15 protein-coding genes and 1 CRISPR repeat array are annotated in these 22,208 nt (G+C 64.4%); all 15 genes read left to right on the forward strand.

Annotation, left to right across the window (positions count from 1 at the left end; all coding sequences use genetic code 11):
* The first annotated feature begins 34 nt into the window (after nucleotides 1–34).
* The 15 genes from O6R08_RS10155 to O6R08_RS10225 all read left to right on the forward strand — a co-directional run bounded on the left by O6R08_RS10155 (nucleotide 35) and on the right by O6R08_RS10225 (nucleotide 22,205).
* On the forward strand, nucleotides 35–2,041 hold the full coding sequence (locus tag O6R08_RS10155) for a urocanate hydratase (protein WP_271419366.1): 2,007 nt from the start codon (nucleotides 35–37) through the stop codon (nucleotides 2,039–2,041).
* Entirely contained in the window at nucleotides 2,041–3,243 is a 1,203-nt protein-coding gene (locus O6R08_RS10160) for an allantoate amidohydrolase (protein ID WP_271417996.1), read from the forward strand. Before O6R08_RS10155 ends, O6R08_RS10160 begins: the two co-directional genes overlap by 1 nt.
* The gene (locus O6R08_RS10165; RefSeq protein WP_271417997.1) at nucleotides 3,240–4,580 is read left to right on the forward strand and encodes a formimidoylglutamate deiminase; all 1,341 of its coding nucleotides are present in this window, start codon (nucleotides 3,240–3,242) and stop codon (nucleotides 4,578–4,580) included. The genes O6R08_RS10160 and O6R08_RS10165 overlap by 4 nt, the downstream gene beginning before the upstream one ends.
* Nucleotides 4,577–5,767: an imidazolonepropionase gene (gene hutI / locus O6R08_RS10170; RefSeq protein WP_271417998.1), complete on the forward strand. Its 1,191-nt coding sequence runs from the start codon at nucleotides 4,577–4,579 to the stop codon at nucleotides 5,765–5,767. The genes O6R08_RS10165 and hutI overlap by 4 nt, the downstream gene beginning before the upstream one ends.
* A gap of 137 nt (nucleotides 5,768–5,904) precedes the next feature.
* Nucleotides 5,905–7,440, forward strand: a complete 1,536-nt coding sequence (gene hutH, locus O6R08_RS10175) for a histidine ammonia-lyase (RefSeq protein WP_271417999.1) — start codon at nucleotides 5,905–5,907, stop codon at nucleotides 7,438–7,440.
* A gap of 136 nt (nucleotides 7,441–7,576) precedes the next feature.
* Entirely contained in the window at nucleotides 7,577–10,363 is a 2,787-nt protein-coding gene (gene cas3 / locus O6R08_RS10180; protein WP_271418000.1) for a CRISPR-associated helicase Cas3', read from the forward strand.
* Complete coding sequence (casA, locus tag O6R08_RS10185; RefSeq protein WP_271418001.1) at nucleotides 10,360–12,018, forward strand: type I-E CRISPR-associated protein Cse1/CasA; 1,659 nt, start codon at nucleotides 10,360–10,362, stop codon at nucleotides 12,016–12,018. The genes cas3 and casA overlap by 4 nt, the downstream gene beginning before the upstream one ends.
* A complete protein-coding gene (casB, locus tag O6R08_RS10190) occupies nucleotides 12,018–12,641 on the forward strand; it encodes a type I-E CRISPR-associated protein Cse2/CasB (RefSeq protein ID WP_271418002.1) in 624 nt (207 codons plus the stop codon). Before casA ends, casB begins: the two co-directional genes overlap by 1 nt.
* Nucleotides 12,638–13,762: a type I-E CRISPR-associated protein Cas7/Cse4/CasC gene (gene cas7e / locus O6R08_RS10195; RefSeq protein WP_271418003.1), complete on the forward strand. Its 1,125-nt coding sequence runs from the start codon at nucleotides 12,638–12,640 to the stop codon at nucleotides 13,760–13,762. Before casB ends, cas7e begins: the two co-directional genes overlap by 4 nt.
* Nucleotides 13,763–13,791: 29 nt before the next feature.
* Nucleotides 13,792–14,466, forward strand: a complete 675-nt coding sequence (gene cas5e / locus O6R08_RS10200) for a type I-E CRISPR-associated protein Cas5/CasD (RefSeq protein ID WP_271419367.1) — start codon at nucleotides 13,792–13,794, stop codon at nucleotides 14,464–14,466.
* On the forward strand, nucleotides 14,463–15,134 hold the full coding sequence (cas6e, locus tag O6R08_RS10205; protein WP_271418004.1) for a type I-E CRISPR-associated protein Cas6/Cse3/CasE: 672 nt from the start codon (nucleotides 14,463–14,465) through the stop codon (nucleotides 15,132–15,134). The genes cas5e and cas6e overlap by 4 nt, the downstream gene beginning before the upstream one ends.
* 85 nt (nucleotides 15,135–15,219) lie before the next feature.
* Nucleotides 15,220–16,077 carry a type I-E CRISPR-associated endonuclease Cas1e gene (gene cas1e, locus O6R08_RS10210; RefSeq protein ID WP_271419368.1) on the forward strand — a complete coding sequence of 286 codons (858 nt, stop codon included), beginning with the start codon at nucleotides 15,220–15,222 and terminating at the stop codon, nucleotides 16,075–16,077.
* A gap of 2 nt (nucleotides 16,078–16,079) precedes the next feature.
* Nucleotides 16,080–16,424: a type I-E CRISPR-associated endoribonuclease Cas2e gene (gene cas2e, locus O6R08_RS10215; RefSeq protein WP_271418005.1), complete on the forward strand. Its 345-nt coding sequence runs from the start codon at nucleotides 16,080–16,082 to the stop codon at nucleotides 16,422–16,424.
* A 54-nt stretch (nucleotides 16,425–16,478) separates the two neighbouring features.
* A CRISPR array of direct repeats spans nucleotides 16,479–20,412; the repeat unit is 28 nt; unit sequence GTTTTCCCCGCCTATGCGGGGGTGAGCC.
* 146 nt (nucleotides 20,413–20,558) lie between these two features.
* A complete protein-coding gene (locus O6R08_RS10220) occupies nucleotides 20,559–20,864 on the forward strand; it encodes a hypothetical protein (protein ID WP_271418006.1) in 306 nt (101 codons plus the stop codon).
* Between the two features lie 549 nt (nucleotides 20,865–21,413).
* Nucleotides 21,414–22,205 carry an ABC transporter ATP-binding protein gene (locus O6R08_RS10225; RefSeq protein ID WP_271418007.1) on the forward strand — a complete coding sequence of 264 codons (792 nt, stop codon included), beginning with the start codon at nucleotides 21,414–21,416 and terminating at the stop codon, nucleotides 22,203–22,205.
* The last annotated feature ends 3 nt before the right edge of the window (nucleotides 22,206–22,208 follow it).

The following is a 22,208-nucleotide window of genomic DNA, read 5'->3' on the forward strand; positions in this document are numbered from 1 at the left end:
CACCCGTATGAGTACACATCTGGGGGCACCACTGATGTACGACAACAGCAGCACTGCCGCAGCCATGACGATCAAACTCGACGCCGAGTTCCCACCCGACCCGGTTTTCCAACCCGGCATCCGACGCGCACCCTCGCGTGGATTCCACCTCACCCCTGACCAGACCAAGATCGCACTGCGCAATGCCCTGCGTTATCTGCCCCCGGAACTGCACGAGAAGGCCGCGCCAGAGTTCCTCGAGGAACTGCGCACCTACGGCCGCATCTACGCCTACCGGTGGCGACCGGCCGGCCACATCAAGGGCCGCCCGATCGACGAGTACGAGGGCCGCTGCATCGAGGGCAAGGCCTTCCAGGTGCAGATCGACAACAACCTCGACTTCGACGTCGCCCTCTACCCCTACGAGCTCGTCACCTATGGTGAAACTGGCAGTGTCTGCCAGAACTGGCTGCAGTACCGACTCATCAAGAAATACCTCGCCCAACTCACCGAGGACACCACCCTGGTCGTCATGAGCGGCCATCCGCTGGGTCTGTTCCCCTCCCGCCCGCAGTCCCCGCGCGTCATCATCACCAACTCCCTCATGGTCGGCCACTTCGACAACCAGAAGGACTGGGAGATCTGCGAGGAGATGGGCGTCGCCAACTACGGCCAGATGACCGCCGGTGGCTGGATGTACATCGGCCCGCAGGGCATCGTCCACGGCACCTTCAACACCATCCTCAACGCTGGGCGCCTCCGTCTGGGCATCCCTGCTGACGGCGACCTGTCCGGGGTGCTCTTCGTGTCGTCAGGGTTGGGCGGCATGTCGGGCGCCCAACCCAAGGCTGCCGAGATCGCCCACGCCGTCGGAATCATTGCCGAAGTGGACATGTCGCGCATCCAGACCCGACTCGACCAGGGCTGGGTGGGGCATGTCTCCGACGACCTCGACGAGGTCTTCACCCTGGCCAGGAAGCACGTCGAGCAGCGCACCCCGATCTCGATCGCCTACCACGGCAATATCGTCGATCTGTTGCAGTACGCCGTCGACAACGACATCGACATCCCGCTGCTGTCGGATCAAACCTCCTGCCATGCCGCCTACGACGGCGGTTACTGCCCGCAGGGATTGACCTTCGAGGAGCGCACCGAGCTGCTGGCCCGCGACCGTGACGAGTACGCCCGCCGCGTTGACCAGACCCTGCGCAAGCACTTCGAGCTCATCCGCACCCTCACCGAACGCGGCACATACTTCTTCGACTACGGCAATGCCTTCATGGCCACCGTCTTCGAGTCTGGGGTGACGCAGATCGCCAAGGACGGGGACTCCCGAAACGGATTCATCTGGCCTTCCTACGTCGAGGACATCATGGGGCCTGAGCTGTTCGACTACGGCTACGGACCTTTCCGGTGGGTGTGTTTGTCGGGCAGGCACGAGGACCTCATCGCTACCGACCATGCTGCGATGGACTGCATCGACCCGGATCGCTGCGGCCAGGACCGGGACAATTACATCTGGATTCGTGACGCCGAGGCCAACGACCTCGTCGTCGGTACTCAGGCTCGGATCCTGTATCAGGACGCCAAGGGTCGCATGGACATCGCGTTGCGGTTCAACGAGATGGTGCGCAATGGCGAGATCGGACCGGTCATGCTGGGACGAGATCACCACGACGTCTCGGGCACCGACTCCCCCTTCCGCGAGACCTCCAACATCAAGGACGGCTCCAACCTCATGGCGGACATGGCCACCCAGTGCTTCGCCGGCAATGCCGCGCGCGGTATGAGCCTGGTGACCCTGCACAACGGCGGTGGAACTGGGATCGGTAACGCCATCAATGGCGGGTTTGGGCTGGTCCTGGACGGTTCGCAGCGGGTCGACGGGGTCATCCGCAGTTCTCTGCTGTGGGACGTCATGTGCGGTGTCGCCCGACGCGGCTGGGCCCGTAACGACCACTCCATCGAGACGGCCACCGAGTTCAACCAAGAACACGACGACGCCCAGATCACCCTGCCCTATCTGGTCGATGACGCCCTCATCGACGGATTGGTGGCGTGATGACGACTTGGACAGCCTCGGCCCTGCTCGCCGAGATCGCACAGATCGGACGCAACGACGACGGGTCCTACTCCCGGTTGTGTCTTCAGCATGACGAGGTGGCTTTGCGCGAATGGTTCGTTGCAAAGGCCACCGAGTTGGGTCTGACGATCGTCACGGACATGAATGCCAATATCTGGGCGTGGTGGGGACAGCCCGGGCCGCACGCCGTCCTGACGGGCTCGCACCTGGACTCGGTGCCCGGCGGAGGTGCCTACGACGGGCCGCTGGGTGTCATCTGCGCCCTGGTGGCCGTGGCGCAGATGAAGGACGCCGGGGTCGAGCCGTCGAAACCCTTCGCCGTCGTCGTGATGGCTGACGAGGAGGGTGCCCGGTTCGGGATGCCGTGCCTGGGGTCGCGATTGGCCTCGGGCAAGCTCAGCAAGGACGGGGCTCACAAGCTCGTGGCCCGGGATGGCCAGCCCCTGCCCGAGGCCTGGCGACAGGCCGGCCTGGACCCTGATCTCATCGGGCCTGACGACGCTGTGCTCCATGCCTCGTGCTTCATCGAGTTGCATGTCGAGCAAGGGCGCGGACTGGCCGATCTGGGCCGCCCAGTCGCGATTGCCACGGCGGTGCGACCGCACGGACGCTGGCGCGCCGAGTTCACCGGGCAAGGAAACCATGCCGGAACCACCCTCATCCCCGATCGCCACGACCCCGTCCTTCCCGTGGCAGAAACCATCCTGGCGGCCCGCCAAGCCGCCGAGCAGGCTGGCTGTGTGACGACTGTCGGACGGATCAATGTCGAGCCGGGTGGGACAAACGTCATCGCCTCGGCCGCGACGATGTGGCTGGACTGCCGAGCCGAGGAGGCCCAGACCGTCACGATGGTCGTCGAGGGCATCCAGAAGACCGCGCACGAGGCCGCCGACAAGCACGGATGCCACGTCGTGTGGACTCGCGAGTCGTGGACCGACCGCACCGCCTTCGACGACGGCCTGCGCCATCGGATGCTGCAGGTCCTCGGCGAGGACACCCCGCAATTGTCGACCGGGGCAGGCCACGACGCCGCCACCTTGGCTGCGACGATGCCTACCGGGATGCTCTTCGTCCGCAATCCCACCGGAGCGTCCCACTGCCCAGCCGAATCAGCCAGCGACGAGGATTGCGAGGCGGGGGCGCAGGCTCTGCGGGCCGTGGTCGAGGAGCTGGTCAAGTGAGTGAGTGGTTCTTCCCGAAGGCCCTCGTCGGGGGGCAGATCGCTCACAACGTGCGCATTGTGAGCGGTGAGGGCGTCATCACTGAGGTCACCGTCGACGCCCCAGCGTCTCGTCACAGCTTCAATGGAGTCGCCGTTCCCGGATTTGCCAACACCCACTCCCACGTCTTCCACCGCGGGCTGCGAGGAGCCGGTGCAGGTGAGGATTTCTGGTCCTGGCGTAGCGAGATGTACCGGCTGGCCAACCGCCTCGACCCGGACTCCTACTACCGGCTGGCACGATCGGCCTTCGCCGAGATGGTGGCGGCCGGGTACACCAGCGTGGGCGAGTTCCACTACGTCCACCACCAGCCCGACGGCACCCCCTACCCGCATCACGACATGGAATTGGCCGTTGTCAACGCCGCCGTCGACGCGGGTATCCGGATCACCCTGCTCGACACCTGCTACCTGCACGCCGGGCCGGGGGCCCCGCTCGGGGCGGACCAGGCGAGGTTTGGTGACGGCAGCGTCGAGGAATGGTTGGAGCGCTGGGATGCCCTGAGAGACGCCCTGCCAGCCTCCCCGGTGGTGAGGCTGGGAGCGGCCCTGCATTCGGTGCGAGCCGTCAGCCCTGACGAGATGGCCACAGCTGTCTGTGGGGTGCCCGACCGTACCCCTATCCACATCCACGTCTCCGAACAACCCCGTGAGAACGAGGAATGCCTGGCCGCCCATGGATTGACGCCCACCGCCGTCCTGGAGCGTGCCGGGGCGCTGTCCGACCGCACCACCGTCGTCCACGCCACTCACCTCAGCGACGACGACATCGCCATGATCGCCCGCTCGAACACCATCGTCTCGCTGTGTCCGACCACCGAAGCTGATCTGGGTGACGGCATCGCACGGATCAAGGACATGCTCGACGCCGGGGTGCGCCTGACAATCGGCACTGACGAGGACGTCGTCACCGACCCCTTCACCGAGCTGAGGATGCTGGAGTCCACCGCCCGGCTGGCCACTGGGACTCGAGGAGTCGCCGGCTGCGATGAGCTGTGGACGATTGGTTGTCGAAACGGGGTGGAGAGCGTGCGCCCGGCCGCCGACCCAACCCCGCGCCGAGCTTCCACATCCGATTCCGACCTCGCCGGGCTGGCCGTGGGTGATCCGGCAGACATCGTCGTCGTCGACCCGTCATCTCCTCGATTGGCCGGGGTGGACCCGACACGCTGGCCATTGACGGCAACCGCCCAGGACATCGCCGCCACCATCATCGCGGGCGAGTGGGTGCGGCCCGACGACGCCACCGCCGAGGATTTGCGTCATGTGCTGGACGAGCTGAGAGGTTGTAAGTCGTGAGCGTCGTCATCAACAACATCGGTCTGCTGGTCACCAACGACCCATCGGTCGGCAGTGACGATCTCGGACAGATCCGTGACGCGGCCGTCGTCATCGACGCGGACCGGATCGTGTGGGTGGGGCGCGGCGTCGAGGCCCCCGCCGCTGATTACCAGGCCGACATGACGGGAGCCTGCGTCATCCCCGGATTCGTTGATTCGCACAGCCATCCGGTCTTCGCTGGGGATCGTAGCGACGAGTTCGACGCGCGGATGAACGGGCAGAAGTATGAGGCCGGCGGGATCTTACGTACTGTGCGCCGCACCCGGGAGGCGTCGGTCGGGGTTCTCGATGCCGTCATGACCGGGATTCTCGACGAGATGGCCCGCAGCGGGACGACGACGGTGGAGGCCAAGACGGGCTATGGCCTCGACGTCGAGACCGAGGTCAAGTTGGCCCGCATCGCCAGTTCCCACACCGACGAGGTGACCTTCCTGGGCGCCCACGTCGTCGGGCCCGGGTTCGAGCCTGACGAGTACGTCCGGCTGGTGTGCGGGGAGATGCTGCAAGCTGTGCGCCCTTATGCGCGCTGGATTGACGTGTTCTGCGAAACCGGCGCCTTCGACCGCGACCAGACCTTGGAGATTCTGCGCGCAGGCAAGGATGCCGGGCTGGGGCTTCGCCTCCATGCCGCTCAATTGGGGCCTTCCGAGGTCATTGCGCAGGCCTGCGAGCTGGGTGTGGCGTCGATCGACCACTGCACCTTCCTGTCCGAGAAGGACATCGACGTCATGCAGGCCACCGGCACCGTGGCGACCCTGCTACCGGCTGCCGAGTTCAGCACCAAGCAGCCCTATCCTGACGCCAGACGTCTCCTCGACGCCGGGGTGACGGTGGCCCTGGCCACCGACTGCAATCCCGGCACCGCCTTCACATCGTCCATGCCGTTCTGCCTTGCCATCGCGGTGCGAGAGATGGGCATGACGCCCGAACAAGCCCTGTGGTCGGCGACGGCGGGCGGGGCCGCAGCCCTTCGCCGTGACGACGTGGGTGTCATCAGGCCGGGAGCCCGTGCAGATCTGGTGAGTGTGGCTGCCCCGTCGTGGCTGCACCTCATGTACCGCCCAGGAGTTCCCCTCATCGACACGGTCTGGCGGGGTGGACGCATGCTCAGCCTGACCCAGCCACGGCTGAGGCTCGACGGCTGACGAGCATGATCCCATCGTTTCTGACCCGCCCGAGTCCACCACGGGGGCAGTCACGGTGACGATCTCATCACACCCGACATATCCACGAACACGGGATTGCCACGATGCCGTGGTCCCACAAGGAAGGACAGACGACCATGAATCCAGCCACCATTGACGTCGGCGCTCCACTGACTCCTCACGACATCATCGCCGTCGCCCGTCTAGGCGCCCAGGTGAGCGTCGGTGAGGACGCCATGAAGCGGGTCAAACGAGCCTCCGACCTCGTGGAGAGCCTGGCTGACGACCCCAATCCCCACTACGGCATCTCCACCGGCTTCGGCGCCTTGGCCTCCACGCGCGTGCCACGAGACCATCGCGTCGCCTTGCAGCACTCCCTCATCCGTTCCCATGCCGCCTCCACCGGGCCTCGCGTGGAGACCGAGGTCATCCGAGCCATGATGACCCTGCGTCTCAAGACCATGGCATCTGGGCACACCGGAGTGCGCCCAGAGGTCGTCAGTGCGTACGCCGACCTGCTCAATTCCGGGCTCGTCCCGATCGTCGGGGAGTACGGGTCGCTGGGATGCTCGGGAGATTTGGCGCCGCTGGCCCACTGTGCCCTGGTTCTGACCGGGGAGGGGACGGTGTTGACTCCTGTCGGTGACGAGGTCGACGCCGCCACCGGCTTGGCTCACGCCGGGCTCACGCCTGTCAGTCTGCGGGAGAAGGAGGGGCTGGCCCTCATCAACGGCACGGACGGCATGCTCGGCCAGCTCATCATGGCCCTGGCGGACCTCGACGTCCTCGTCCCGACGGCTGACCTGGCCGCTGCCATGAGCGTCCAAGCCCTCTGTGGCATCGACCGGGTGTTCGCCCCTGATCTGCAGGCGCTGCGACCTCACCCGGGCCAGGGCATCTCAGCGGCCAACATCCTCACCTTGTTGGACGGCTCCGACCTCATCCAGGCCGGTCGCGAGGGAGCTGCCAAGCGGGTCCAGGACGCCTACTCGCTGCGTTGCGCCCCGCAGGTCCACGGGGCGGTGCGCGACACCATGACCCATGCCCTGCAGGTGGCGAAGGTCGAGCTGGCCTCGTCCGTCGACAACCCTGTCATCACTGACGACATGCGTGTGGAGTCCAACGGCAACTTCCACGGCGCTCCTGTGGCATACGTGCTCGACTTCCTGGCGATTGCCGCAGCAGACCTCGCGTCCATGAGTGAGCGTCGAACAGACCGTATGCTCGACCCAGCCCGCAACCGCGACCTGCATCCTTTCCTCGCCGACGATCCCGGCGTCGACTCGGGGCACATGATTGCCCAGTACACCCAGGCCGGCATCGTCTCGGAGATGAAGAGACTGGCTGTCCCGGCCTCGGTGGACTCCATCCCGACCTCGGCCATGCAGGAAGACCACGTCTCGATGGGATGGTCGGCCGCCCGCAAGCTGCGTCGCGCCATCGACGGGATGGGAGCGGTCATCGGAATCGAGATTCTCACTGCCGCCAGGGCCATCCAGATGCGCGGTGTGGACCCCTCCAAACCGGTTGCTGACGTCATCGACAGGATGCGCCGGACGATCCCCGGCCCCGGACCGGACCGTTACCTGGCCCCCGAGATCGACGAGGCACACCGCCTGGTGGCTTCTGGTGAACTTCTCGAGGTCGTGCGGCAGAGCGTGGAGGTGGGCTGAACCGGGGGTAACGACTCGGCACCCCCGGTCGCGTCGGAACCATTGGCGCCTTGACTCCAGGCGGCCCCCTGACCACAGGTTTCGTCAGCCACCTGGCGCTATGATTCCTGTCAACATCAATCGCGAAGGGGCGAGAGTGCTCAACACCTGGTCCGGACCGGCCCGGTCCTGCTGGGGAAAGACCAACGCATCTGGAGACTGGCTGCCTGTGGTCCAGCATCTCGAGGACGCCGCTGGAGTCATGGACGAGGTGTGGGCCGTCCAGCCGAGATCCATCAGATCCCTGTTGTCGGACAGTCTCGGCGGCCCGCACGCCGCCTCCACGTTCGCACGTTTCCTGGCTGGGATTCACGACGTCGGCAAGATCAGCGCGGATTTCGCACACAAGGCACGGTTCTCACGCCCCGATGGCACGTCGACGAGCTACCTGTGCGATCAGATGGAACGCCAGGGGTTCGTCATCACCGCGCCACAGCGCCCAATCCCCCACGGCGCGATGGGCCAGATGCACGTCCAGGATTGGCTGCTCAGCCGCTACCCTGATGCACCGCGTCGGTGCGCCCGCAACATCGCATCGATCGTCGGGGGTCATCACGGGATGAACCCGACGGACGGCGACATCGAGGAGATGGCATCCGGATTGGACCAAGAGGACGACCTGTGGAGGATCACCCGAGACGAGGTCGTCGACACCATGGCCACACACACGGGAGCCGACGCGTTCCTTGGCGACTGGATGCGCTCTCCCATCCCGGTTCAGGTACAGGTGCTCACTGAGGCCCTCGTCATCATGGCTGACTGGATCGCCAGCTCGGAGTCCCTCTTCCCCTACGACCTCACCACATCGACACCCGACCGCGTGCGCCGCGCCACCGCCCAACTCCACCTCCCTCGTCCGTGGCAGCCACTGCCGGGACCGAACGAGGCCACCGATCTCTTCCGACGGAGTTTCCCTTCGATTCCACACGGCAAGCCCAATGCCATGCAGGTGACTGCCATCGAGGCAGCCGAAGCCATGACTGAACCGGGCCTGCTCGTCATCGAAGCCCCTATGGGGCAGGGGAAGACCGAAGCAGCCCTGATGTGCGCCGAAGTGCTGGCCCTCAAGTTTGGGCAGGGAGGGGTCTTCTTCGGTCTGCCGACGATGGCGACGTCCAACCCGATGTTCCCCCGCGTCCGTCAGTGGCTCGATGCCGTGCCCACCACGGACTCATCGAGCATCACCCTGGCTCACTCGAAGGCCGGACTCAACGAGGACTACCAGCAGCTCATGCCATGGAACGCGCACATGGATGTCCACGACGATGACGCGGCCACCCATCGCGAGGCCTCGGCGATCGTCCACGAATGGTTCCTCGGCCGCAAACGCGCCATTCTCGCCAACCACGTCGTCGGCACCATAGACCAAGCCCTCTTTGCTGGCCTGAAAGCCAAGCATGTGGTGCTGCGTCATCTCGGTCTGGCGAGCAAGGTCGTCATCATCGATGAGGTCCATGCCGCTGACGTCTACATGCGCGAGTACCTCAAGGTTGTCCTCGAGTGGCTTGGGGCTTACCGGACGCCTGTCATCCTCATGTCGGCCACGCTGCCACCGGCGCAACGGCATGAATTGGCGCAGGCTTACTCTCGCGGACGCCACGGTGGCAGCGCACAGGTCACCCTGGCCGACAACGACGACTATCCGCTCATGACATCGGTCGTGGACGACGCTGTGCAAACCGGAGTGTCGAGTACCACAGCGCCTCGGCGCGTCGCCATCCAGCATATGGGTGACTCGCTCGACGACCTCGTCACTCTTATCGAGGAGCGGACGTCCGAGGGTGGTTGCGTCGGAATCATCCGTGACACCGTCGCCCGCGCCCAAGAAACCTTCGACGTACTCGAGTCCCGACTCGACTGCGAGGTGCTACTCGTCCACTCCCGCTTCCTGGCTCCGCAACGCGCCCGACGCGAGGCCGACCTCGTGCGGCGTCTCGGGCGCTCGGGCGAGGACCGTCCGAGACGCATCGTCGTCGTGGGCACCCAGGTCCTCGAGCAATCCCTCGATGTCGATTTCGACCTGCTCGTCAGTGACATCGCACCCATGGACCTGTTACTCCAGCGCATCGGACGATTGCATCGACATGATCGACCGCGGCCCGCGAGACTGCATGATGCCGCATGCTTCATCACCGGGATTGCCGACTGGCAGGATGACGGCCCGCTGTTCAGCCGAGGAGTCGACTCCGTCTATACCGAGAACACACTCCTTCGTACCTCCGCGCTCCTGAGTGCCCTGCCGGACAGCATCGCGACGGTGCCCCAGGACATCCCGCGACTCGTCCGCGAGGCCTACGCGGAGTCCTTCCCATGGCCGGCGACGTGGACCACGCGCGGCGAGAAGGCCGACGAAACGGCACACACGAGTCATTCCAAGGCCGTCTCCCGGGCGAAGACGTTCAGAGTGGCCGACCCATACGTCGCATCGAGTCTCATGAAGGGGCTCACCGATACCTCGACCGTCGACCCGGAGAACTCCTCAGGCCGTGCGACGGTGCGCGACACCGAGGACTCGATCGAGGTCATCGTCATCCAAGAGTCCGATGGCGGCCATCGGCTCCCCTCCGACATTGGGGAGTTCTCCGATGCCGAACTTCCGCTATTCGGGGCACCGGATGGTGCGCTGGCCCGGGCGATCGCATCGTGCACCGTCTCGTTGCCGAGGTCGCTGTCGAACCCCTGGGACATCGACAAGACGATCCAGGAGCTCGAGTCTCCACCGATAGACCTCAGCTCGTGGCAGTCATCCCCGTGGCTTCGGGGCCAGCTCGTCCTCGTACTGGACGCCGAGGGGCATTCGGCGCTGCTGGGACACCCCATACGCTACGATTCCCGTCGTGGACTCATCGTGGAGCCCAGCCCTGGAAAGGAAGCGCTGGCATGACAGGTGCCTTCAACCTCATAGACGAGCCGTGGATCATCACGCGGACACCAGACAACCAGATCACCGAGGTGTCGATACGCGAAGCTTTCCACCGCGCAACCGAGTTGAGGGGACTCGCCGGGGAGATCCCGACCCAGGAGGTGGCGGTCCTACGGCTTCTGCTGGCCATCGCCATACGGGCCACAGCCCGCGAGCGCAGTGACGACGAGAAAGCCGACGACTGGGCGCAGTGGTGGAAGTCAGGGTTGCCGCTGCAAGAGATCGACGAGTACTTGGATCGCTGCCACGATCGGTTCTTCCTCTTTGACGACCACATGCCCTTCATGCAGGTCGCCGACTTACACACGGCCAAAGGTGGGTTCTCGGGCCTGACGAAGATCATCAGCGAGGTGCCGGCCAACGACAAGTTCTTCACCACCCGAGACGGAGCAGGTATCGCGAACCTGTCCTTCGCAGAAGCCGCACGATGGCTCGTCCACACCCATGCTTTCGACGTGTCGGGCATCAAGTCGGGCGCGGTGGGTGACTCCCGGGTCAAGGGCGGAAGGGGCTACCCCATTGGTACGGGGATGAGTGGACCCATGGGAATAGTCATAGTCGAGGGTGCAAACCTGTCCGAGACAATTCTGCTCAACCTCTTCCTGGAAGATGACCCCACTGGCGACGTCCCGGTCTGGGAGCGACCTTCACAGGACGCTGCACCGGATTCTCAACACCCGGTACCGACGGGTTGCGCCGACCTCTTCACGTGGCAAAGCCGCCGGGTGCGGCTCATCGCCGACGGCGGGCGCGTCACGGACGTCCTGTTGTGCAACGGAGACAAGGTCGAGTGGAGGGACCTCCTACACAAGGACTCGTCGACCGCCTGGCGATTCAGCGCTCCCCAGACCAAGGCTGCCGGGCAGATCGTCTACATGCCGCGTAGTCATGACGCGGCCAAGGCCATGTGGCGAGGGCTTGAACCGCTGCTGGCCCGTGAACCGTCCCCCGAGGACCATCGCAAGCGCAAACCGGGCGAGCCGGACCACCAGTGGCTGAGACCCGACATCTTTGAACAGTTGGCCGTACTCACCGCAGAAGGCGTCCTGCCCCGTGACCATATGGCGAAAATCCGCACGATCGGCATGGAGTACGGGTCACAGAGTGCGGTCGTGACGACGACAATTGACGACTCCCTCCCAATGTCAATGGCCGTACTCTCGGAAGAGCGGCTCGCCCGACTAGCGGTCGACTGTGCCAGGACGGCGGAGGGGCTCGTCTTCGCCTTGCAGAACCTCGCGACCGACCTGGCCTCCGCTACCGGCAGTGAGGCGGAAGGGGTGCGACCGCACGCTGCCGAGGTCGGCTTCGCATCTCTCGACCCTGCCTACCGCGACTGGTTCAGCCGCCTCTCCGCCACGACCGACATCGATGACGCCCGCGTCTCGTGGCACCGCAAGGCGCGCCACACCGTGCGCGACGCCGGCCGCCAGTTGTGCCGCGATGCCGGCCCGATGGCGTTGACCGGGCGCATGATCACAGTGCCAAACACCGAACGCGAAGACCTCATGGATGTTGCACGAGCGTGGCAGCGTTTCGTGATGAGGCTACGCTCGTCAGCCCCGTTGCCGGACGATCCCAAACCCCGATCCGAGACCTCCTCGAAGGAGAAGTGATGCCTGAACCATGGAATGACGTGACCTCGGCGGCGGTGTCATCCATCAACCGCCTGCAACATGGGTATCTCGCGGCACCGCGGGACCCGTGGGCGGTCCGTAGCCTGGCGTCGTTGCGTCGCGCCGATGCGACGAGGCCGGGTGCCGACCCAGGTCTGTGGGATGTCATCCTTGGCCATCTACCCGATTATCTTTTGGGGCAGGGCACGGCTCCTGCAACGCCGGCGGAACGGGCGGTCCATGCTGCCGTCGTGCTCTACGCCGTCCACCAGCAATCCCGGTCCGAACCCATGCACGTGCGTGGCATCGGGCTTGGGCAAGCTGTGCGCACACTGTCGATGCGACGCTCGAGCAGCACCGAGTGGGATCCCGGAACGATCTCGCGCTTCCAACACATGTGCCGCGCTCAACAGTGGGCCATCCGCGTCGGCAACCTGCGAGGACTCGTCACCCTCATGCGGTCCGAAGCGGTCCCCCTTGACTACGGACACCTGGCAGCCGATCTGTGGCGACTCCAGGTGTCGTCCCCCGATCAGGTACTCCTCGAGTGGGGACGCCAACTTCACAGAATCCCTGCCAATCAGACCACCTCCGCCGAAACCGACCAAGGAGAACCCCGATGAGCTCGTACTACGTCGACATCCACGTCATCCAGAGTGTCCCGCCCTCCAACGTCAACCGCGACGACACCGGATCACCAAAGTCTGCCCTGTACGGCGGGGTCCGTCGGGCTCGAGTCAGCTCGCAGGCATGGAAGAAGGCCGTGCGAACTTCTTTCAAGAGTTTCCTGCCCGCGTCCCAGACCGGCGCGCGGACACTGCGCGTCGTCGAGCTGCTCATGAACCGGCTCACCACCGATCCGTATGGCCTGAGTGAGGAGGAAGCCCGCGACAGGGCCCTCGCCGTCGTCAAGGCCCTCGGGCTCAAGGCCGAGAAGCCCCGGGCCAAGAGTGAATCTGCCAAGGAACCAGTCGAGCGCACCCAGTACTTGGTGTTCTACTCGAACCAGCAACTGGACCGCCTGGCCGACCTCGCCGCCAGTACTGAGGGGAAGGTCTCGGGCACCGACGCGAAGAAGGCCGCCGATTCCGATCACGGGATCGAGGTGGCCTTGTTCGGCCGCATGGTCGCCGACTCCAAGGATCTCAACGTCGACTCGGCGGTTCAGGTCGCCCACGCGCTGAGCACTCACGCCGTGGAGACCGAGGCCGACTACTTCACCGCCGTCGACGACTACAAGCTCGACGAAGACGACGCGGGTGCCGGCATGATTGGCACCGTCGAGTTCACCTCGGAGACTCTGTACCGCTTCGCCACCGTCGCCGTCTCCACTTTGGAAGGCAACCTCGGGGACGTCGATCTCACTGCCGATGCCGCTGCCGCCTTCGTCCGTGGGTTCGTCATGTCGATGCCAACGGGCAAGCAGAACACGTTTGCCAATAACACCGTCCCCGATGCCGTCGTCGTCCAAGTCCGTAAGGGCCGTTCCGCGAGCTTCGTCGGAGCTTTCGAGGAACCGGTGCGGTCGGACAACGGCGGGTTCGTCGCCGCCTCGTGCCGAGCGCTCGCGAGCTACGCCCACGACTGTGAGGATGCGTTCCTGGGAGTGCCCGAGGCCTCCTTCGTGACCCGTGTCGGCTCCCGCACCGATGCCGTCGACGCCATGGGCACCCAGATGCCGATGGACGAGCTCGTCTCCTCGGTGCGTGACACGGTTGCAACCCTTCTGCGGGACGAGTCGTGAGCGTCTTGGTCCTCAGGCTCGCCGGGCCGATGCAGTCGTGGGGTGATTCCAGTCGCTTCACGACACGGGCGACGCGCCGGGAGCCTACTAAGTCCGGGGTACTCGGGCTTCTGGCAGCGGCTCAGGGACGTCGGCGCACCGACAGTATCGAGGACCTCTTGTCGCTACGGTTCGGCGTTCGCACCGATCAACCCGGCTCCGTAGTCCGGGATTTCCAGACCGCTATGGACTGGTCACATCCGAAGAAGGACGGCAGCGTGAACTCGATGCCCCTCTCGAATCGCTACTACCTGGCTGACGCCATCTTCGTGGCGGCAGTCGAGGGCGATCCGTCATTGCTGCACGCACTGGACGAGGCCATCACCGAACCGGTGTTCCCGCTCTACCTTGGCCGGAGGTCCTGCCCCACAGAAGGACGGGTGTCCCTCGGCGTTCGCGACGGCGACCTGCTGACCGTCCTGGCCAACGAGCCGTGGCATGCCAAGCCGTGGCACCAGCGTCGGCTGCCGCGATCTGTACGACTCCAGATCGCTTACGACACCGAGTCGGGGCAGGTCGGCGACACCGTCCGCGATATTCCGCTGAGCTTCGACCCGCAGCGGCGCGAGTACGGGTGGCGCGACATCACGACGACGACGACCACCGTCGACAACCCCCATGGCAATGACGAACCCGACTGGTTCGCTGGTCTGGAAGGAGCGTGACGTTGTTTCTCACCCAGTTCGACGTCAACGTCGCCCGTCGAGACGCCGCACGTCTCCTCGCATCCCCGGAGCGGCTCCACGCCGCGGTCCTGGCATCGTTCCCGCCCGGCCAGTCCGCATCTGAATCCGCGCGAACCCTGTGGCGGCTGGACCGTGGACCTGCAAACCACGACGCCCGCATCATGATCGTCAGCCCGCTTCAGCCCGACCTCACCGTTCTCAACGAGCAGGCCGGCTGGTCGACAGGTGTGCCGGGCAGATCGGCCGACTACGACCCGTTCCTACGAGACCTTCGTGCTGGATCAGTGTGGCGATTCCGCTGCACCGTCAACCCGACGACTGCCGTGCGACAGCCAGGGGCCTCGCGGGGCCGACGGGTCGCGGAGGTCACAGCCGAGCAGCAACTGGAGTGGTTCGTCACCCGCTTGGAACGTCGCGGATTCCGCCTGCCGGAGGATCCCTCTGGGGCTCCGTCGGCGCGGGTGACGCGGCGGGAGGTCCTGAGATTCCGACGTCAGTCCTCCACAGTGACACTGTCGGTCGCCCAGGTCGACGGCATCCTCGAAATCACCGACCCTGATGCTGCACGATCGGCGCTGACCAGCGGGATCGGGCCTGCCAAGGGGTACGGCTGCGGTCTGTTGACACTGGCGCCCCTCGCGAGGTGATCCCGTGGTTAAGCCGATCCCGGGCGCGCGACCCGCCGAGGTGCAGGAGCTGGCGCGCGCCCAGGACCGACTGAGTTTCATCTACATGGAACACTGCGTCGTCAACCGGGACTCGAACGCCATCACAGCGGCGAATCAGCAGGGCATAGTGCACGTTCCAGCGTCGATGATCGGAGCGCTCCTCTTGGGGCCGGGAACGAACGTGACCCATCACGCGATGATGCTTCTGGGCGAGTCTGGTGCCTCGACGGTGTGGGTCGGGGAGCACGGCGTCCGTTATTACGCTCATGGACGGCCACTGGCCCGAACGACCCGACTGCTACAACTCCAGGCAGAGGCCGTCACGGATCGAACGAAGCGGCTGGCCGTCGCGCGACGCATGTACGAGATGCGATTCCCTGACGACGTGGCCACTGGTCTGACGCTGCAGGAACTGCGAGGACATGAGGGAGCGAGGGTCCGGCAGGCGTACCGCGATGCGTCCCTCAAGTTTGGTGTCGACTGGGACAAGCGCAGCTACAAGGTTGAGGACTTTTCTGCATCTGATCCCGCAAATCAGGCGCTCACCGCTGCGACGGCATGCCTGTACGGGGTGGTTCACTCGGTCGTAGCCGCGTTGGGACTGTCTGCAGGTCTCGGGTTCGTTCACACGGGCAAGGACTGTTCGTTTGTCTACGATGTCGCCGACTTATACAAGACATCTCTTGCCGTCCCAGTCGCCTTTCACTGCGCTGCGACCGATGACCTCGACGATCTGCCCGGAGTGACTCGACGTGCCATGCGTGATGCCATCCACGAATCTAAATTGCTGACCCGGTGCGTCGAGGACATCCACACCATTCTTGACGCCCCCGGAGACCCGGATGACGGATACGGCTGGGATGTCATCGACTTATGGGATGACCGCCAAGATGTCGTACCCGGCGGTAGGTCCTGGGGGTAGGCATGGTTGTCTTGGTCCTCACCGCGTGCCCTGCCGGTCTGCGTGGCCACCTCACGAGGTGGCTTCTCGAGATCAGTCCGGGAGTGTTCGTCGGTCACGTATCGGCCCGTATCAGAGACGCACTGTGGGGCAGGGTCATAGAAATGTGTCGGGACGGCCGCGCGATCTTGGTGTATACAGTCCGCGGCGAACAGCACTTCGAGTTCCGAGTGCACCGACACGACTGGGACGTGGTTGACTTCGACGGATTGAAGCTCATGAGAAGGCCGAACAGCAAAGGCCAGTCATCGACTCTCCGACCGGGTTGGAGTTCTGCCGCGCGACGTCGTAGATTATCTCATCGATGATGCGAGGGCACTCGCATCTCAGTAAGGCTCCTGCATCAGCCCTAGCCAGTTGGTGTTTTCCCCGCCTATGCGGGGGTGAGCCTTGAACGGTATGGGCAAGAATCAGATGTAAGCCGTTTTCCCCGCCTATGCGGGGGTGAGCCGTCGAGTTCGGTCCAACCGCCGAAAACTTCGATGTTTTCCCCGCCTATGCGGGGGTGAGCCAGACATTCCAAGTATCATTCCTGCCGGAATTGAAGTTTTCCCCGCCTATGCGGGGGTGAGCCTAACCGCCACAATTACCCAATTTATCGAAAGGTGTTTTCCCCGCCTATGCGGGGGTGAGCCCTGCCGCGTGTATGGCGGCTGTGGCTGCGATGAGTTTTCCCCGCCTATGCGGGGGTGAGCCCAACGCGCCACAGTCGTTAGAAAAAACCCTCGAGTTTTCCCCGCCTATGCGGGGGTGAGCCCCACAACGTTGTGGGGCGCGGACCTCTACGAGTGTTTTCCCCGCCTATGCGGGGGTGAGCCTTGGACGACGACCATTACGACAATGAGGAGGGCGTTTTCCCCGCCTATGCGGGGGTGAGCCCCGCTGCATGGAAATTGACGATTACCGCGATTCGTTTTCCCCGCCTATGCGGGGGTGAGCCTCATTGAGGGCCGTATAGCTGTCATGAGTTCTTGTTTTCCCCGCCTATGCGGGGGTGAGCCCATTGACGACGATCTGAGGCTGTCCGGGCATGTGTTTTCCCCGCCTATGCGGGGGTGAGCCCAAACCGGGTTCAGTCGCCTAACCGCGAAAGCGGTTTTCCCCGCCTATGCGGGGGTGAGCCTCCCAGTCTGACCCTGACCACGCGGGAACAAGAGTTTTCCCCGCCTATGCGGGGGTGAGCCATGCCGGCGTTGATACTTGTCCACGCCTGTTGGGTTTTCCCCGCCTATGCGGGGGTGAGCCGAGCGTTTGACAAGGAGTTTTGGTCAAGAATGAGTTTTCCCCGCCTATGCGGGGGTGAGCCTACGGGCTACAAATGATGGGTGTCCTCGGCTACGTTTTCCCCGCCTATGCGGGGGTGAGCCGGAGCGCGCCTACCGAGCCCGACGAGAGAGGAAGTTTTCCCCGCCTATGCGGGGGTGAGCCGACCCTCAGTCAATCTGCCGTGGGCCGCAACGTGTTTTCCCCGCCTATGCGGGGGTGAGCCATGGTACGACACTCAAGAACCATCGTTCGTGGAGTTTTCCCCGCCTATGCGGGGGTGAGCCTCTGGAGTTCGCTCGTCTGTGCGGTTGCCGCGTGTTTTCCCCGCCTATGCGGGGGTGAGCCTCAGCAATAACGTGGCTCCTACCGCGCGGAAACGTTTTCCCCGCCTATGCGGGGGTGAGCCCATGCCGCCCGCTGGACTCGATCACCGTCACGGGTTTTCCCCGCCTATGCGGGGGTGAGCCGACGACCTAGGGATGCCCAAAACCACCTGGGTAGTTTTCCCCGCCTATGCGGGGGTGAGCCCGCGCAAGAAGCTCGATCATTCGATCGATGGCCGTTTTCCCCGCCTATGCGGGGGTGAGCCTCGGTGTGGGATGCCATTTCTGGGGCGGCGTCGGTTTTCCCCGCCTATGCGGGGGTGAGCCGCTCTTTGCGCGTCTCAGAGACAAAAACAGCAGGTTTTCCCCGCCTATGCGGGGGTGAGCCCCTCACAGCCAAAGAGGCAGCCCGCAGGGTCGGGTTTTCCCCGCCTATGCGGGGGTGAGCCGGCGGCTGCGATGCTGAGGGTTAGCTTGTCCATGTTTTCCCTGCCTATGCGGGGGTGAGCCTATTGACGGTGAGATCGTCGGTAGCGTCACGTCGTTTTCCCCGCCTATGCGGGGGTGAGCCCAGGTCTGGGGACGCCAAAAGACCATCTACCGGGTTTTCCCCGCCTATGCGGGGGTGAGCCCTCGGTCGGAAATGTGACCGGGTTTACTAAACTGTTTTCCCCGCCTATGCGGGGGTGAGCCTCCATCGTTTGTGGCAGGACGTGGCGCGGTCACGTTTTCCCCGCCTATGCGGGGGTGAGCCTGCCTCGGATACCTCGTTATGGCCACAAATGCCGTTTTCCCCGCCTATGCGGGGGTGAGCCTAGACCCCACTACTGAAAACACAAAACCAATTTGTTTTCCCCGCCTATGCGGGGGTGAGCCTCGGACCCTCACGGGGTCTCCTGTCTCCTCTTTGTTTTCCCCGCCTATGCGGGGGTGAGCCGGGCGTATAGCTGTCATGAGTTCTTCGCCGGAAGTTTTCCCCGCCTATGCGGGGGTGAGCCGCCGTCGTAAGGGCGGGAGGACGGAAAGCGCCAGTTTTCCCCGCCTATGCGGGGGTGAGCCTGGCAACCCAGACAGGGACTTTTGTCCGCCAAAGTTTTCCCCGCCTATGCGGGGGTGAGCCTGGCAACCCAGACAGGGACTTTTGTCCGCCAAAGTTTTCCCCGCCTATGCGGGGGTGAGCCGATACCGCTGGCCGTGAGGGAGAACGGGGAACCGTTTTCCCCGCCTATGCGGGGGTGAGCCGTTTTGTCTCATCCGACCGAGTAGCTCTGTGTCGTTTTCCCCGCCTATGCGGGGGTGAGCCTTGTTGCGTTGTCGACTTGACACCCTCCAGTGTGTTTTCCCCGCCTATGCGGGGGTGAGCCCCCCGGACCCTATCAGCCGCGCAGACCTCGACCGTTTTCCCCGCCTATGCGGGGGTGAGCCCCTCACGCGGCATATCGGGCGTTCTATCGTATGGTTTTCCCCGCCTATGCGGGGGTGAGCCTCAAGGGCAACACGGACCCCGGCAAAGTCCATGGTTTTCCCCGCCTATGCGGGGGTGAGCCTGGGTCGGGGAAAACTTTGACGGCGGTTGCGGAGTTTTCCCCGCCTATGCGGGGGTGAGCCTGTCTTCGAGGGTGGCGCCCTTGTATTCTCGGGGTTTTCCCCGCCTATGCGGGGGTGAGCCCATCACGCGGCATATCGGGCGTCCTGTCCTATGGTTTTCCCCGCCTATGCGGGGGTGAGCCCCCGGGATAGACCCCCACAGCCTCTAACAGCTCGTTTTCCCCGCCTATGCGGGGGTGAGCCTGCACCGCTACATAGATGCATTGGTGCAGGTGTGTTTTCCCCGCCTATGCGGGGGTGAGCCCACAGATAGGGAAGGCGCAACCTATGGCTAAGGGTTTTCCCCGCCTATGCGGGGGTGAGCCCCTCAACCCTCGTAACACGCTTCAGCGCAGACAGTTTTCCCCGCCTATGCGGGGGTGAGCCGGTTATTGCGGCCATACGGACCACGGCACCAATGTTTTCCCCGCCTATGCGGGGGTGAGCCGACTCATCACGGACAGCGACAACCCGGCATTACGTTTTCCCCGCCTATGCGGGGGTGAGCCTGCTCGTTCTCGTCTTTACGAGCAAGCTCAGTCGTTTTCCCCGCCTATGCGGGGGTGAGCCTCCCCACGGTCCCCCGACAGCAAGCGGGACGCCGTTTTCCCCGCCTATGCGGGGGTGAGCCGTCCGGCTTGGCGATGCAGGGGGCGACCTGGATGTTTTCCCCGCCTATGCGGGGGTGAGCCGTTCCAGTCCGCGTCGGTGCACTTGACCGTTCGGTTTTCCCCGCCTATGCGGGGGTGAGCCCCCGAAAATCAGGGCGTCCAGGTGGGCGGCACCGGTTTTCCCCGCCTATGCGGGGGTGAGCCGCGCTATTACTAATGCCGCCCCGCCACCGGGCCGTTTTCCCCGCCTATGCGGGGGTGAGCCGCGTCGCTTTTCGACCATCTGAAAATGGCTGCAGTTTTCCCCGCCTATGCGGGGGTGAGCCTACCCAGCGCGGTGGCGGTAGTGCGGCCTTGGGGTTTTCCCCGCCTATGCGGGGGTGAGCCGCTGCTGTCGGGGTGCTCATCGCGGACCCCTGTGTTTTCCCCGCCTATGCGGGGGTGAGCCGCTCCCGCGCATCCACTGTACGAGCCTTAATCAGTTTTCCCCGCCTATGCGGGGGTGAGCCGGGTGCTCAGAAACGGAGCTGCCACCCGCATGCCGAACGGTTTCTTGTCGTATACTGGACGCTACGACGGTGCGAGACTCGTCGTTGTCGTCGACTCAGATGGTCGTAAAGTCCGCACGGTTCATCCCGCAAAGTAGGTGGTTGGCATGTCTGACGTCGCTGACGACGATGATTTGTATGTCGATGACCTTGTTGACGAACTGCGCGACGAAATGCGCAAGCGTGGATACACTGAAACCCTTGAGTTCCTGGACGAGGAAGCCGACCATGACAACGGCTATGACATCAGCCTTGCTGTCTCTGCAGCGTACGGTCATGGCATACCGATTCCAGAACATTTCATTGAGGATTTCAAGACCCTGGATCGCATCGGTGACATCCAGCCTGGTGACGTTGATCACCTCAACGACGTCTTGGCGTTACAGCGTGAACGTGGTCTGATCTCGTACTAATCCGTGCCGGAACTGTTCCGGTAACCCTATTTTTCGAGCCCTTGCACCTCATGTGTGAGGGCTTGTTGTCATGCCCTGCCGCACGGTGGGGCTCCCTGTGCCGCACGGCGCACTCCGTCATCGACTACACTCGCACCCCTGAGCCCCCCGCTATGCAGAGCTAGCCGATGAGCTACGTCGTGGACCTCGGACACCGCGAACTCGCCGAGCTGCCGGGCTCCTACAACCTCGACCCAACCCATCTACCACTAGATGAGCTGTGGGTCCACAGTCGGGGAACTCTTCATCGGATCACACTCCGACAAAAGTAAGCGGCCAGGGGTTTTCCTCGACAACCGAGGCTCCCTGGCCTGCTTTAAGCGTAGCACAGACCACTCTCGCCACGTCATGGCGAAGGAACGCCCACGCGAGGCGGGACCACGACACAGAGGAACCCGAATGGTCGTCACCCGTCAAGGCACACCGACGTGACACGGGCAGCTACGTCACCCATCTGTACACTGTGACCTGACGCCACGCCCCGTCATTCATCCCTCGAAGGAGACCGTCATGGCGCCGACCGCCGCTTCCGCCGATGAACTCGTCAAGACTTATGGCACCGGAGACGCCGTCGTCAAGGCCCTCGACGAGGTGAGTGTCACCATCGAGGCCGGCGCCCTCACCGCAGTCATGGGTCCGTCGGGATCGGGCAAGTCGACACTCATGCACTGCATGGCCGGGCTCGACCGCCCCACCTCGGGACGCGCCTTCATCGGTCAGACCGATGTCACCACCCTCACCGACAAGAAACTGACTCTGCTGCGACGTGAACGGGTCGGGTTCATCTTCCAGCAGTTCAACCTCGTGCCAACCCTCACGGCACGCGAGAACATCCTCCTGCCCCTGGCCATCGCCGGACGCAAACCCGACCCGCAGTGGTGGGACACCGTCATCGACGTCGTCGGACTGGCCGACCGGCTCGACCACAAACCCTCCGAACTGTCAGGCGGACAGCAGCAGCGCGTCGCCTGCGCACGCGCCCTCGTGGGCCGGCCCGAGATCATCTTCGCCGACGAACCCACCGGCAATCTCGACTCCGTGAGTGCCACCGAGGTGCTCGGCTTCCTGCGTCAGTCGGTCGACGAGTTCGGCCAAACCATCGTCATGGTCACCCACGACCCCGTCTCCGCCTCCTATGCCGACCGGGCCCTCTTCCTCGCCGACGGACGCATCGTCGACGACATCTCCCATCCCACCCATGACGCCGTGCTCACGACGATGGGCCGCCTGGACCCCCGCCGAGCGGGGACGAGCGCCGGTGACGATCACGTGCCGGTCCCCCGCCGCGCCGAAAGGTCCTGAACC

This window comes from Cutibacterium equinum (genome assembly GCF_028021195.1).
Taxonomy (GTDB): domain Bacteria; phylum Actinomycetota; class Actinomycetes; order Propionibacteriales; family Propionibacteriaceae; genus Cutibacterium; species Cutibacterium equinum.